12 protein-coding genes and 2 pseudogenes are annotated in these 12,541 nt (G+C 40.6%); 4 read left to right on the top strand and 10 right to left on the bottom strand.

Annotated elements, in window-relative coordinates:
- Positions 1 to 45: 45 nt before the first annotated feature.
- Positions 46 to 1,152, bottom strand: coding sequence for a peptidylprolyl isomerase (locus tag RMY00_RS22895; protein ID WP_322649740.1), 1,107 nt, complete (start codon positions 1,150 to 1,152; stop codon positions 46 to 48).
- 187 nt (positions 1,153 to 1,339) lie between these two features.
- On the opposite strand from RMY00_RS22895, the gene efp reads away from it, so the two are divergent.
- The 3 genes from efp (at position 1,340) to RMY00_RS22880 (ending at position 2,988) form a co-directional block, all read left to right on the top strand.
- Positions 1,340 to 1,897: an elongation factor P gene (gene efp, locus RMY00_RS22890; RefSeq protein WP_322649739.1), complete on the top strand. Its 558-nt coding sequence runs from the start codon at positions 1,340 to 1,342 to the stop codon at positions 1,895 to 1,897.
- 110 nt (positions 1,898 to 2,007) lie between these two features.
- Positions 2,008 to 2,565, top strand: coding sequence for an acetyl-CoA carboxylase biotin carboxyl carrier protein (gene accB, locus RMY00_RS22885; protein WP_322649738.1), 558 nt, complete (start codon positions 2,008 to 2,010; stop codon positions 2,563 to 2,565).
- Positions 2,566 to 2,640: 75 nt separating this feature from the next.
- Positions 2,641 to 2,988: a metalloregulator ArsR/SmtB family transcription factor gene (locus RMY00_RS22880; protein ID WP_322649737.1), complete on the top strand. Its 348-nt coding sequence runs from the start codon at positions 2,641 to 2,643 to the stop codon at positions 2,986 to 2,988.
- 36 nt (positions 2,989 to 3,024) lie between these two features.
- On the opposite strand, the gene RMY00_RS22875 is transcribed toward RMY00_RS22880, so the two are convergent.
- Together RMY00_RS22875 and RMY00_RS22870 are read right to left on the bottom strand one after the other, a co-directional pair.
- Positions 3,025 to 3,639, bottom strand: coding sequence for a GerMN domain-containing protein (locus RMY00_RS22875; protein WP_322649736.1), 615 nt, complete (start codon positions 3,637 to 3,639; stop codon positions 3,025 to 3,027).
- A gap of 289 nt (positions 3,640 to 3,928) precedes the next feature.
- Positions 3,929 to 5,743: a proline--tRNA ligase gene (locus RMY00_RS22870; protein ID WP_322649735.1), complete on the bottom strand. Its 1,815-nt coding sequence runs from the start codon at positions 5,741 to 5,743 to the stop codon at positions 3,929 to 3,931.
- A gap of 227 nt (positions 5,744 to 5,970) precedes the next feature.
- On the opposite strand from RMY00_RS22870, the pseudogene RMY00_RS22865 reads away from it, so the two are divergent.
- Positions 5,971 to 6,540 (top strand): annotated as a pseudogene (locus RMY00_RS22865) (Uma2 family endonuclease).
- A 68-nt stretch (positions 6,541 to 6,608) separates the two neighbouring features.
- Here the strand turns inward: RMY00_RS22865 and RMY00_RS22860 are convergent.
- From RMY00_RS22860 to RMY00_RS36225, 7 genes and pseudogenes are all read right to left on the bottom strand, one after another.
- Positions 6,609 to 7,145: a carboxypeptidase-like regulatory domain-containing protein gene (locus RMY00_RS22860; RefSeq protein ID WP_322649734.1), complete on the bottom strand. Its 537-nt coding sequence runs from the start codon at positions 7,143 to 7,145 to the stop codon at positions 6,609 to 6,611.
- 51 nt (positions 7,146 to 7,196) lie between these two features.
- The gene (locus RMY00_RS22855) at positions 7,197 to 9,323 is read right to left on the bottom strand and encodes a carboxypeptidase regulatory-like domain-containing protein (protein ID WP_322649733.1); all 2,127 of its coding nucleotides are present in this window, start codon (positions 9,321 to 9,323) and stop codon (positions 7,197 to 7,199) included.
- Between the two features lie 148 nt (positions 9,324 to 9,471).
- Complete coding sequence (locus RMY00_RS22850) at positions 9,472 to 10,299, bottom strand: hypothetical protein (RefSeq protein WP_322649732.1); 828 nt, start codon at positions 10,297 to 10,299, stop codon at positions 9,472 to 9,474.
- Between the two features lie 295 nt (positions 10,300 to 10,594).
- Positions 10,595 to 11,131 (bottom strand): hypothetical protein, encoded by a 537-nt coding sequence (locus tag RMY00_RS22845; protein WP_322649731.1) that lies wholly within the window; start codon positions 11,129 to 11,131, stop codon positions 10,595 to 10,597.
- A gap of 169 nt (positions 11,132 to 11,300) precedes the next feature.
- On the bottom strand, positions 11,301 to 11,813 hold the full coding sequence (locus tag RMY00_RS22840) for a hypothetical protein (RefSeq protein ID WP_322649730.1): 513 nt from the start codon (positions 11,811 to 11,813) through the stop codon (positions 11,301 to 11,303).
- Between the two features lie 88 nt (positions 11,814 to 11,901).
- Positions 11,902 to 12,378, bottom strand: coding sequence for a hypothetical protein (locus tag RMY00_RS22835; protein WP_322649729.1), 477 nt, complete (start codon positions 12,376 to 12,378; stop codon positions 11,902 to 11,904).
- Positions 12,379 to 12,540 (bottom strand): annotated as a pseudogene (locus RMY00_RS36225) (RNA polymerase sigma factor); the annotation flags it as partial.
- Between the last annotated feature and the right edge of the window lies 1 nt (position 12,541).

Genomic DNA, 12,541 nt, shown 5'->3' with positions numbered 1-12,541 from the left:
TCTCCCCCTGCTTCCCCTGCTTCCCCTGCTCCCCCTGCTCTCTTCTTATGCTGCTGGTGGCTCAACCAGATTTTCTATTCCCTGAACGACTTTTGCTGATTTAATTTTGTCACCAGCCTTCAGTTTATCCAAAACTTCTTTGCCTTCAGTGAGATAACCAAACACGGCATAGCGACCATCTAATAGATTGCGTCCGGCAGGGGTAAGTTCTGGTTCAAAGAGGAAGAAGAAGAATTGTGAAGATCCACCATTCACTTCACTTTCGGGACGAGCCATCACCACTGCCCCAAAGGCAGAAAAAGGTAGAACTGGCATATCAACGTAACGACCAGCTTCTTCTAGTGTGATGCCATAAGTAGGTGCTTTATCACCTTCAACTAAGACTTCTAAGGGTATAGCGCGATATTTGCCCGTTTTTGGATCAATGAAACCCACGTCTTTACCTTCTGGATCTCCAGTTTGCAGAAAGTAAGATTCTTCAGAACGGGTAAATTCTAAACCATTATAAAAACCTCTCTGCACCAAATCTACAAAATTACCGGCAGTGACAGGGGCACTATAACCATCTACTACAACGGTCAAATCGCCTTTGTTAGTTTTGATTTCTACAGTGGCACGACCTTTAAGTTGTGGTAGGTTGCTGTATTGGGCAGGCACTTCAAAGGGGAATTCTTTCACCATTGACTCTTCTAACTGAGTAACCAGATTCAGAAGTTTGCCTCTCTTTTCGAGAATTTGTTCTTTATCCTTACTCTTCGCCAATTCTTCCAGTTTTCCCACCCCAGATTTTAACTCAGTAATCCAAGCTTCGGCTTGGGGTTGGCGTTCTTCAGGAACGCTTGTTAAGATTTGGGAGGGTTTATCGAGAATGCGGGATGCTTGGCTGATGTCCTTGGAAATAGCACCCCAGCGCCGATTAGCCCGGAGTTGGGCAGAGATGTCCTCTAAACTGGCTTGTAGTTGCCGTACAGGTTTGTTATCTATCGGGAGTGCATACCGCAACAAAGCCTTGCCATCGGTAATTGCGTTGCCGGCTGGCAGCGCGGCGCTACTAGAGGGAGTCCACCCAGCTGTAGTTATGCCTAAAAATATTGTTACCAGCAGTATTGCCATTAGGCTGTTCTTCAGCCAGGATTTTAATAAGTTAAGCATGGGATAACTCAAATGCAGCATTAGATTGTTGACTGGACGTAACCCATCAATAATCTTCCCACGTTAAGGGCGGAGGATAAATGACAAATGACTAATGACAAATGACTAATGACTAATGAGAAATGCCCAATGACGACCCTAGAAGGGTACAATAAATGCCGATTGTCTTCCAAAATTTGAAAGTTTCATGATCTCCAGTAACGACTTTCGACCCGGTGTTTCAATTGTATTAGATGGGTCTGTATGGCGAGTGCTAGAATTCCTGCACGTCAAGCCAGGCAAAGGTTCCGCCTTTGTCCGAACTAAGTTAAAAAATGTCCAGAGTGGCAGCGTGATGGAAAAAACGTTCCGAGCCGGGGAAACAGTTCCGCAAGCCACGCTAGAAAAAAGCACGATGCAGCATACCTATAAAGAGGGCGATGAGTTCGTCTTTATGGATATGGAAACCTACGAAGAAGGTAGATTGACCCGCTCACAGATTGGCGATCGCGTCAAATACCTGAAGGAAGGTATGGAAGCTGAAGTTATTAAGTGGGGCGACCAGGTATTGGGAGTAGAATTGCCTAAGTCTGTGGTTCTGGAAATTGTACAAACAGATCCAGGTTTAAAAGGTGACACTGCTACTGGTGGGTCAAAACCAGCAACTTTAGAAACTGGTGCAGTTGTGATGGTTCCTTTGTTTATTTCTCAAGGAGAACGCATCAAAGTTGATACCCAGGAAGATAAGTATATCAGCAGGGAATAACTTTCATCTCTATGGAGATGCTTGCTCCCGATGGAAATCCCTACATAGGGATTTAATCCCTGCCACACTTAAGATGCTCATTTACGGATTAGGTCGAGGTAATAAAAACTGTGCCATTGGACTTTAATGAAATCCGCCAACTACTGGCAACTATCGCCCAAACAGATATTGCAGAAGTGACGCTCAAAAGCGATGATTTTGAACTAACAGTCCGTAAGGCTGTGAGCGTCAGCAATCAAATGTTGCCGGTAGGTCAAGCGACCTTCGGCGGTGTGGTGGGTTCTGGCTCGACATCAGGTTCATCTGGGGGAAACCAGATGAACACGAGTCAGGTAACGGAGGTATCTACATCTCGCGTGTTTGAGAATACTGGTACTAGCACACAATTGCAGTTGTCAGTAAATCCCCCCTCAACTCGTGACCAGAGATTAGTAGAAGTACCTTCCCCAATGGTGGGAACGTTTTATCGCGCTCCTGCACCTGGGGAAGCGGCATTTGTAGAAGTGGGCGATCGCATCCGCAAGGGTCAAACTGTCTGTATCATTGAGGCTATGAAGCTGATGAATGAAATTGAAGCCGAAGTCTCTGGACAAGTAATGGAAATTCTTCTCCAAAATGGCGATCCGGTAGAATATGGTCAACCTTTGATGCGAATTAACCCCGATTAAGTATTAATCTATATATGAAATGAATCATCCCAAATGAGTCATCTTTAAAACTTCAGTCCTTGCGGGTTAATCCTGATGAAACAAACGTTGCCTTTATCGCCAGAAGTGGTGCAACAAGTAGCTGAATACTTCAGTCTGTTAAGTGAGCCGATGCGCTTGCGGCTGCTCCACTTATTACGGAATGAAGAAAAATGCGTGCAAGAGTTGGTAGAGGCAACACAGACTTCTCAGGCAAATGTATCAAAACACCTGAAGGTAATGTGGCAAGCAGGTATCCTTAGCCGCCGCAGTGAAGGAACTTGCGCCTATTACCGGGTGGAAGATGAAATGATTTTTGATTTGTGTAATCGGGTTTGCGATCGCCTTGCCACAAGGTTAGAACAGCAAGCCCGTAACTTTCGTGTGTTAAATAGCAATCGTTAAAGCATTTGTCATTTGTCCTTTGCTAATGACCAATGACTAAAGTTGATAGTTTTTATCAAAGCTTTCACGAGTTAGTGGCTGTTGTAACTCTAGACCTTCACCACCTAATACATCCAACGGTTTGCCGTTCACGTCAATGTACACTTTGGCTTTGGGATTTAAACTTGTCGCAGTATAAACAACTTGTCCCACGCGGCCCATCATTGATGTGCTTCCACCACCACTGGTAAAATCTTCAGATAAATTAACGTGAACTTCGTCATTTTCCGCCTTCAGCCCCAAAAGTTTGGTTCCTTTGGGGATAGTTGTGGAATTTGTCGCATCTGTTGGCGGCCCTGCTAGCAAACTTTGGAAAGCTGCTTCTAATGGCTGGTTGGGTCGTATAGAAGCGACTCTAACAGGCTGGGGAACTAAAGTAACATTTTTGTCAGTTGGTTTTAGCCAATAAACATTAGGGGTTTGCTCATTGGCTGGCTGTTTAGTTGATGGCTGTGCTGGCTGTTCGATGCGCCCAGAGGGGTTTGGTCGTGTGGGTGTATTGCTGAAGTGTGTAGTAAACCAAGCTACACCGCCACCCACTGCTACAACCACTGCTGACACGGCTGCAATTGCGCCTGAAGAAATACGATTAGATCCTTGTTGGCCTTTCATGTTCAAAACCTTCCTGACTGAGGGCTGATATGGTAATTATGTGAGGAGCAGCCTGGTTAAGGACGATACTTATAACTGAAGAGTTTCCCTCTACCTGGAGGAGGCGATTATTTTTAATTCTGCAAGTCCCTGATTTAATTTTAGAATTTCTATTTCTAATTCGTCACCTGCCAAATTATGTAAATCTCATTCTTTTTGGAGATGATTAAATTTACAACGCAGAGGAACGCTGAGTAAAACGCAGAGGAACGCAAAGTAAAGTATTAATTCCTCTGCGTAAAATCGAAGTTTAATTTTTTACCTGAGTGGCGGTGGTAATCCACTTATGAAGTGTGGTTGTAACTTCCTCTATGGCAATTTCTTGAGAGTTGCGGGTTGCTCTTTCTACAACTTCGACTTTGCCATTAGCGATCGCTCGTCCGGTTACAATTCGATAAGGTATGCCTATTAAGTCAGCATCTTTAAATTTCACTCCAGCCCGTTCATCGCGGTCATCTAGTAGGGTTTCAATTCCCGCTTGATTTAGTTCTGTGTAAAGTTTTTGGGCGATTTCGATTTGTTGAGCATCCTTGATATTCGGAATTGTGACGATCGCGTGGTAGGGTGCGATCGCAACTGGCCAAATAATCCCATCTTTATCGTAGGATTGCTCTACGGCAGCTTGTGCTAATCGTGACACGCCTACGCCAAAACAACCCATCAATAGCGGCTTTTCTTCACCCTGTTCATTGGTATAAGTTGCTCCCATCGCTTGAGAATATTTAGTACCTAATTGGAAGATGTGACCTGCTTCAATTCCACGGGCGCTTTGTAAGATTTGTTCTGGGTTATGGATGGCGCGATCGCCTGGTCTTGACTTACGAATATCTACTACTCGTTCTGGTAGTTTAAATTGCTCACCCCAATTAGCACCAACTACGTGATAGCCAGCTTCATTCGCACCTGTAACAAAGTTTTTTAAATCAACGGCTGTTTGATCTACTAAGCGCAAAAACTTGGGATGGATCTGTTTATTGGCGTTAATATATTCATCGGCGATATCTGGCGCAATGTAGCCTAAAGGTAGAGATTTAGCTGTCCATGCTTGTTGGGCTTCGACATTTGGTACATTCAAACTAATAATAGTTTTAGCACCATATTCAGAAGCTAATTTAGTCAATTCATTTTGCAACTTGACTTCATTAACTTCCTGATCGCCTCGGATGCTCACCAAAACTAACACCGTTATACCATTATCATAAACTGTCTGATAAAGGACATTTTTCACTAATTGAGTGGGAGAACAGTTGAGAAGTTGACAAACTTTTTCAATCGTCTCCGTTCTAGGTGTATCGCGTTTCTCGTAGGTTGTAAACCGTGAGGTTTCGGCGTCAATTGGTAAAGAAACAGCTTTTTCTACGTTAGCGGCGTATTTACCATCCTCAGTGTAGAGAACTTCGTCTTCACCGGCTTCGGCCAAAATCATAAATTCTGTAGAACCAGAACCTCCAATTGCACCAGAATCTGCTTCCACTGCCCGAAAAGCTAAACCAGAACGCCGCAGAATATTACTATACGCTTTATACATATCCTGGTAAGTTTCTTTGAGGCTGGCTTCATCGGCATGGAAGGAATAGGCGTCCTTCATGATAAACTCCCGTCCGCGCATTAAACCAAAGCGGGGACGAATTTCATCGCGGAATTTGGTTTGAATTTGGTAGAGATTTTGTGGTAGCTGGCGATAAGAGCGAATCATATCACGAGCGATCGCTGTGATTACCTCTTCATGAGTTGGGCCTAATCCTAATTGTTGCTCACGGCGGTCAATTAGGGAAAACATGATCCCCTCAGCTTTGGTGTAAGTGTCCCAGCGTTCCGATTCCTTCCATAAATCAGCAGGTTGTAATTGTGGTAAAAGACATTCTTGTGCGCCTGTAGCGTTCATTTCTTCCCGCACAATTTGAGAAACTTTTTGCAGTACCCGCCACATTAAAGGCAAATAAGCATAAAGACCACTACCGATGCGACGAATGTAGCCTGCACGGAGTAATAATTTATGACTAGGAATCTCAGCATCAGCCGGATCATCCCGCAGTGTAACAAATAACATTTGTGAAAGTCGCATCGTTTATTCCCTTTCCAGAATCTCTAATTTGTTTATAAACCACTTGGCGATGATAAATCGCGGTAACACAAACTCAAAGTCTGCCTAGGCAAACTAAAAAGGTATCCTAGTTTTTGTTGAACTTGCGTGGTGTGCGATGGCTTTGCCCGCCGCAGGCATCGGCATCTTACAGCCGTTAAGATGTGGCATGATATAATCTTTGCAACTATTTAATCTAGGTCTAGGTTATGAGTCCTTTGACAATAAAACTAGACACTGTTCATCTAAGTGACGAACAATTTTATCACTTATGTCAAAATAACCGCGAATTGAAATTTGAACGCACTACCAAGGGAGAATTAATCATCATGTCCCCCGTTGGAGGTGAAAGCGGCAATCGAGAAGCAGATTTAATTATTGATTTGGGAATCTGGAATCGGCAAACTGGCCTTGGTTACACTTTCAGTTCTTCTACTATATTCAAATTACCCAATGGTGCTGACCGTTCCCCAGATGCTGCTTAGATTCAACGAGAACGTTGGGAAGCACTTACACCTGAACAAAGACGCAAATTTCCCGCCATTGCCCCTGATTTTGTTATTGAATTAAGGTCAGCAACAGATGATTTGGAAATGCTGCGTTCTAAAATGCAAGAGTATATGGATGCAGGGGTGCAATTGGCATGGTTAATTAACCCCCAACAGCAGCAAGTGGAAATTTATCGTCAAAAACAAGATGTGGAAGTGCAAAATCTGCCCACACAATTATCGGGTGAAGATGTATTGCCAGGATTTAGCTTGAGTCTATCCTATTATTAAGATTTGCAAGTCTGCGGTTAAACTTGCACTATGCCAGCACTTTCCATCTTTTCTTGGTTATATGTGAGTTAAGGCAATTTTAAATTTAATTCTTGCAAAGTATTAGAATCTGCTTTAATTGTAATTGTATTAGGTTCAACAGATTTACCATTAACTTTTAACTGATAAGTCCCTTTTCGTAACTGTTCTAGATAGAAAACGCCTGCACTATTCGTAATAGATATAACTGATGACTTGGAATTAGGATCAATAGCTTCAACTTTAGCACCAGCAATGGGGTTTCCTTCAACATCGGTGGCGATTCCAGCCAGAGTATAAGAAGGTTGAAGAGGAATAAGCAGAGGTGTGTAGCTACCTTCTACTACTTTCACGGCAAAGGTATTAATTGCAGGTTGGAAGTCAGGAGGAAAACCAGCAGGTTCTAAGTCTACACGATAAGTTCCTGGGGGAAGACGCATAATCATGCGATCGCCCTGAATATCAATTTGCGAAGGTTTTACAACCTCGTTGTTGACAATCAGAAACTCCGAGTTATCATTATACACTTCTTCATGATTATCCTGTTTTCCATTGCTGTTGCGATCTAAAAAGGGTTTAACTAACAAACCCCCTTCAGTACGAAAACGTTCGATTTGGCGATCGCCTGGAATTAAACCCTATTGAAAACCCAAACTAGAAACTAGTTGAATACTAAAACTACTTTGATCAGAATTTAGAGAAATTCCTTCATAACGTGCCTGTAACAAAATACCAGGTAAAATATTTGTTCCCAGTGTCCCATAAATTCCTGTTCCTGAAGAACCAATTTTATAACCTAACTCTCCTTGCAAAAGATTCTCGCCATATCTAGTGATACTTGGAGAAGTATAACGCCAATATGCAGTCAGCAAATTAGAGTTTTGAGAATAATTAAGAGTTTCATAGTTGAAATTTAAAGATTGGTAAGGATTAAATAGATATGATAGTTGGGAAGAAGTGCTAATATAATTACCACGATGATTTAAGTATAACTTTCCTAAGCTTTGATCAAGACTCCAACTCAATCCAGTATTCGTATCAACATTCACTAGAGCATAAGTGGAAGAATTAAGACTGCTAGAAGAATAGCCTAAACCGAAATTTTTATCTTTGTCTAAACTGCCACTACTATAAAATCTGAATTGCTCTGATATCTTGTAATCGAGAGTATAGATAGTAGATTTTAAATCATTACTTAATGTTGCATAAAGATTTGGATAACCATTCCAAATCACATTAGTATTAATTTTTATTTCATCTGCGATTGCACTAGAAACAGTAACTCTTAAAGGAGACCTTTGGGGCTGATAAAAAAGCTCTGTTAAACCTTGAAAAGATGAATCATATACACTACCTAAACCCACGGTTAAATCTTTTGTTAGGCCCCATCTTTGACTTATTCCTCCATTAAATTGGGTGAAGTCTCCTAAAAACTCATTATTATTTAAACGTCGTTTCCATCCTCCAGAAACAATTAATGTTGATGTTCCCACTGATAGTTGTTCAGGCAACAAATTAAAACGAGCATCTTGAATTTGGGGTTGAGCAGTCAGAACACCACCAGGATAAAGTAAAACTTTATAGTTTGTGCCTATTTGCCTCCCTACAGGAATATTATCAAAACGGTAAGTTCTTGAGCCACCAACTAACTGTTCAGCAATTACTTCTGTACTATAGATATTGTTCACAAGGCGTGCTAAAGTTCCTGGTTCAGCACGACCTGTCACCGTTCCATTAACACGCTCTGGTTGTAACCTTTGACTAGGATTTGCACCACCACTTCCATAGGTAGGAAAGGGAGAAAACCCTTGTCTTTGAATAGTAGTAAATCCCCAAAAATCACCCCTACTTTGACTACGCCAAAAAGTTGGTTGTGAACCTAAATAATAATCCCTATAATCTGTTTGTTTAAGAATTTGTAGCTCTGATAATTGCCAAGTTTTGCGATCTGTTATTTCGGATTGATTGACACGCAAAAACCAACTACTATCAAATATTGTGCCAACTGCTGATAAAGTACCTTGATTCTGGAACTCTGAAGTGTTTGTACCACTCAGATTACCCCTCTGTTCCACCATAGTCAATGTTATATTTGGAGCAGAAATTCTTGGTAATCCTGTTAAAATAACAGGTCTTTTTTCTGGCTCATTACTATTGGTAGGTTTTACTTCAGGCACATCAAAAACAATAGTATATTCACGCCAATCAAATTTAGATTCAATGGCGAAAATATCTTTAATTTCTTTAATGGAAACCACTAATCCTAATTCTGGATCACTATGCAGTTTATTGATGTTGAGACGAATAATTTTGAAAGGCGATCGCAACTCCACTTCATTATCAGATATAACTTTAGAGGTAAACTTTAATGCTTGCAGAAAAGCATCATAAGGAATTAACCAGTTTTCAAAATTAATCGCTTCTTTATCTGTAACTTTACCCCGTACTAAAACCCCAGAACTTACATTACGTGTTCCAATATTTAAGCCAGTAATAAAGGTTGTTAAATTATCATCTTTTAAAAGAGTTGAATTTGTTGGAGTTAAAAAATTTGGTAATTTTTCATCTCCAACAGATTCTAGTTGTGAAATATTTTCGATTGTTTTTTTAATAAATATTTGCTTTTGGGGATTTTCCTTAATTAAAGGAGTTTGATTAATTGGTGCTGTTGCTGCTAGAATTAAGCTATTATCACTAATTAAGTTAAAGCAAAATATATACAAAAAGCAAATTCTTTGCAGATACATGTTTATATTAAAATACACTTTTCATGACCTTTAGTTTTAGTTGGTCAAACCTCCACTTAGAATATAAATTTGGGGCTAAACAAACAAACTCCGCCTGAGCGGAATAACGATGAGTTAAGGTTTTATCTGTATGAACGTGATTTCAGCTACCTTTATAAATAATTTTTTAGGGAATAGCGAACTTGACACTAAATGGAATTTTATTAGTTCTATTTACACCCCATCCCAAATTTCCAGACAATTGATATTCTCCTGGTTCCAACTGAGTTTTACTCCCAGAGGTAGAATAATCAACAGCCAGATATCTTTGCCCTTCTGCAATCACTGTTGTATCCATACCTCGTCCATTAAAAATAACTCGTTCTTCCTTTTTAATAGTCCATTCACCCTGAATAATTGCAGTGGCTTTACCAGTATTTTTAACCAATACTTGAAGTTGCTTAGAATTCGGATTAAATCTAGCATTAACCACACTCAAATTATGAGATATATTACCCTTACGGACATAAACAGCAACTCCTACTCTAGGAACAATTGCTGTTTTGAAGATGACACCACTGGTTTTACCTGGTTCTTCCTGAATTGTCGCTTCTAAATTTTCTGTGAACAACATCGCCCGATATTCACCATCGGGTAAACTAGGAGGAAAGCGTACAATAAAGCGGATGCGACGATTATCTGTACTGGGAACTTGCAGTTCTCGCGGTGAAAATTGCAGATAGGGAGTCAAATCTAGAGGACTGGAATCTAAAAGTTTAAATCCATCTTCTACATCATAGGTAAAGGGTAGACTATAAACACGAGCACGAAATTCTTTAGCATCTCCATTTGTAACCGTAATTGTTCCTTGTGCTTGTCCTCGTTTAACTTCGGTTTCGATTACCAGTGGGGAGATAGCAATGTCGGCTCTAACAGCAGTTTCCCATGATAAAAAGCTAGTGAGCAAAATACCGCTCACGCGGGAGATCATAAATCTTCTGGGAGGAAATTTCATATTTGATTTGGATCTAATACAATAATGTGAAGTATGGGACTTCCAATTAAAAAAATATCCAATTTGTAAGGTGCGTCAGACCTAAATTCTTGAAAGTACGTCCGTTGTCTGGTTTTCTGACGCATCTTACCTATTTTATGAATATTGAATTTTTGTTTTTTGGAATTTGCTATAATGGGAAAAGGATCGGAGCTAGAAAGTAGGGCATCCAATCCTTGCAAAAACAAAATGACTAAATCCAGTCTTTGAAAAGCCTGTTTTTATTCAGGAATCAGGCTTTTTATTGACTCGCTTCTTAGTTAGGAGTAGCAGTGAGAGTAACTTTATAGTTATAAGTTCCAACAGGTACTCCGCTACTAACATTGTTCACACCAATAATCGCAGCAACGTTCAAAGTACGGTTTGTGTTAGCAGGAATAGTTAAAGCAGTAGTCGGTTTAGCCCAGCCAGCGGTATCAAAAGCAGTACCGGTAGATGAAGAAAAGTTGGTTCCATCGTAAACAACTGCCTGTTTGATAGTATCCGTAAAGTTAGCAGGTGCTGCTACTTTAACAGGAGCAGAAACAGCCAACTGACCACCAGAAGTACAGTTTACAGTTGTTTGAGCTGCTGTACCGATATTGCCAATAGTACTACCAGTAGAGGCTTCAACCCAGGCGTTATTGTTCTGATTTACCAAAGCACCGGCAGTAGTACCAGTAAAGGTGCAAACCCCTACAACAGTACCATTGAAAGTAACATCCTGAGTTGCTGGTACTGCTCCGGCTTTGGGGGCAAAGGCTACAGCACTGAGAACAGCTAGACTACTAACTAATGCAAGACGACGGATCATGTTTTTGAAACTCCTGACAACAAATTTTTGATGAGCTAGACATCTTCAGAAACTAGGGGTGTAATCTTAATTGATTAATGATTCCAAACCCTTGTTTAAATGCCTCTATTAGTTAGACGTTTCTTGAACTTAAATTGTGAATTATTCAATTTAAGTTAACTTTTAATCTCTACTGAGGAGTAGCTGTCAGGGTTACTGTATATATGTAGCTTCCAACAGGAGCACTTCCTGCATCGGTACTACCAGCAATCATTTCGACAACCAAAGGATTGCCTGTACAACTACTAATAGCTAAAGGAGCAGAGTCTGAGTCGCTCCAAAGAGGAAAACCATCAGCACTACCAACACCAGTGGATGTACTGCTGTTTCCGAAGCGAACACGAGCTTTCCGAAAAGCATCATTGAAGGCAGAAGGCGCAGCTATCCGTTTGGGAGCAGACACACTTATGAAAGCACTAGTAGCACAGGATATATTGACATCTGCGCTACCTTCAAAAGAATTACCGCTAAAACCTGCTGATGGGGTAGGATTATTAACCGACCCAATATCAAAGGTAAAACTTTCTGCAATAGTACCGTTGAAGTTAACATCTTGAGTTGCTTGGGCTTCAGATTTAGACGGGAATGCTACAGCACTGAGAATAGCTAAAGCGCTAACTACAGCAAGACGGTGAATCATCATTAAATTATTCCTTAACTGAAAGGGCGCAGAAATGTTGCATTCTCAAATGCAAAAATAGACCTCTTGCCTAATTATTTGGTGGTATAATTTAGCTGGAGTCTATCCTATGATTAATATTTGCAACTATTACCCAACCTCCACTATCTGTCCACATTTTCCATCGCAGCAGAAAATACTCTATAAATCTGTGTAGGTGTGCTTCATTCAAATAACCTGGCAGGCAGGTTTTGTGTGTCGCCGCGATTTCTAATCGCCAGGGCAAAATAAAATTTAACTTCTCAAATATACTCTGACCAATATCTTGAATTTCTTCTATTTTCTCCCCATCAGATTGAGCATCCACCACCACAGCCTTTATCTCTGGAATAGATAGCATTGCTACTTGGGGTTCTTCATCAACAACAAATCGATGCACATACACATTTTGATTTGTCTCCAAATCTACCCCATCAAATTCTTCCAGTGTTTGGGAAACAATAGTGGAGTGTAAAGACGTTTCATGAAATATCTCTACATTAGGCTTCCTATCCTCGCCAACAAAATCTTGATTAAATTGCTTTCGCAAAATTCCCCGTGCTTGGGAAACGCGCTTGCGGACATTATCGTAAGAAATATTTAGTTTTTCGGCAATTTCTTTATATGAAAGTTCTTCCTCAAAGTGCAGAATAAAAGTTTCTCGCAGTTTAGGGGGTAACTTATCAATAGCAAGACAAAAAAATTTTTCCAGT

This window comes from Nostoc sp. ChiVER01, assembly GCF_034531155.1.
Taxonomy (GTDB): Bacteria; Cyanobacteriota; Cyanobacteriia; order Cyanobacteriales; family Nostocaceae; genus Nostoc.
The sequence above is the reverse complement of the archived record's forward strand: the minus strand, read 5'-3'. Positions and strand labels throughout refer to the sequence as shown.

Bases quoted from the DNA above. Each gene is read 5' to 3' on its own strand.
- RMY00_RS22895 (WP_322649740.1), bottom strand. From the start codon at position 1,152: ATGCTTAACTTATTAAAATCCTGGCTGAAGAACAGCCTAATGGCAATA.
- efp (WP_322649739.1), top strand. From the start codon at position 1,340: ATGATCTCCAGTAACGACTTTCGACCCGGTGTTTCAATTGTATTAGAT.
- RMY00_RS22880 (WP_322649737.1), top strand. From the start codon at position 2,641: ATGAAACAAACGTTGCCTTTATCGCCAGAAGTGGTGCAACAAGTAGCT.
- RMY00_RS22875 (WP_322649736.1), bottom strand. From the start codon at position 3,639: ATGAAAGGCCAACAAGGATCTAATCGTATTTCTTCAGGCGCAATTGCA.
- RMY00_RS22870 (WP_322649735.1), bottom strand. From the start codon at position 5,743: ATGCGACTTTCACAAATGTTATTTGTTACACTGCGGGATGATCCGGCT.
- RMY00_RS22850 (WP_322649732.1), bottom strand. From the start codon at position 10,299: ATGAAATTTCCTCCCAGAAGATTTATGATCTCCCGCGTGAGCGGTATT.
- RMY00_RS22845 (WP_322649731.1), bottom strand. From the start codon at position 11,131: ATGATCCGTCGTCTTGCATTAGTTAGTAGTCTAGCTGTTCTCAGTGCT.
- RMY00_RS22840 (WP_322649730.1), bottom strand. From the start codon at position 11,813: ATGATGATTCACCGTCTTGCTGTAGTTAGCGCTTTAGCTATTCTCAGT.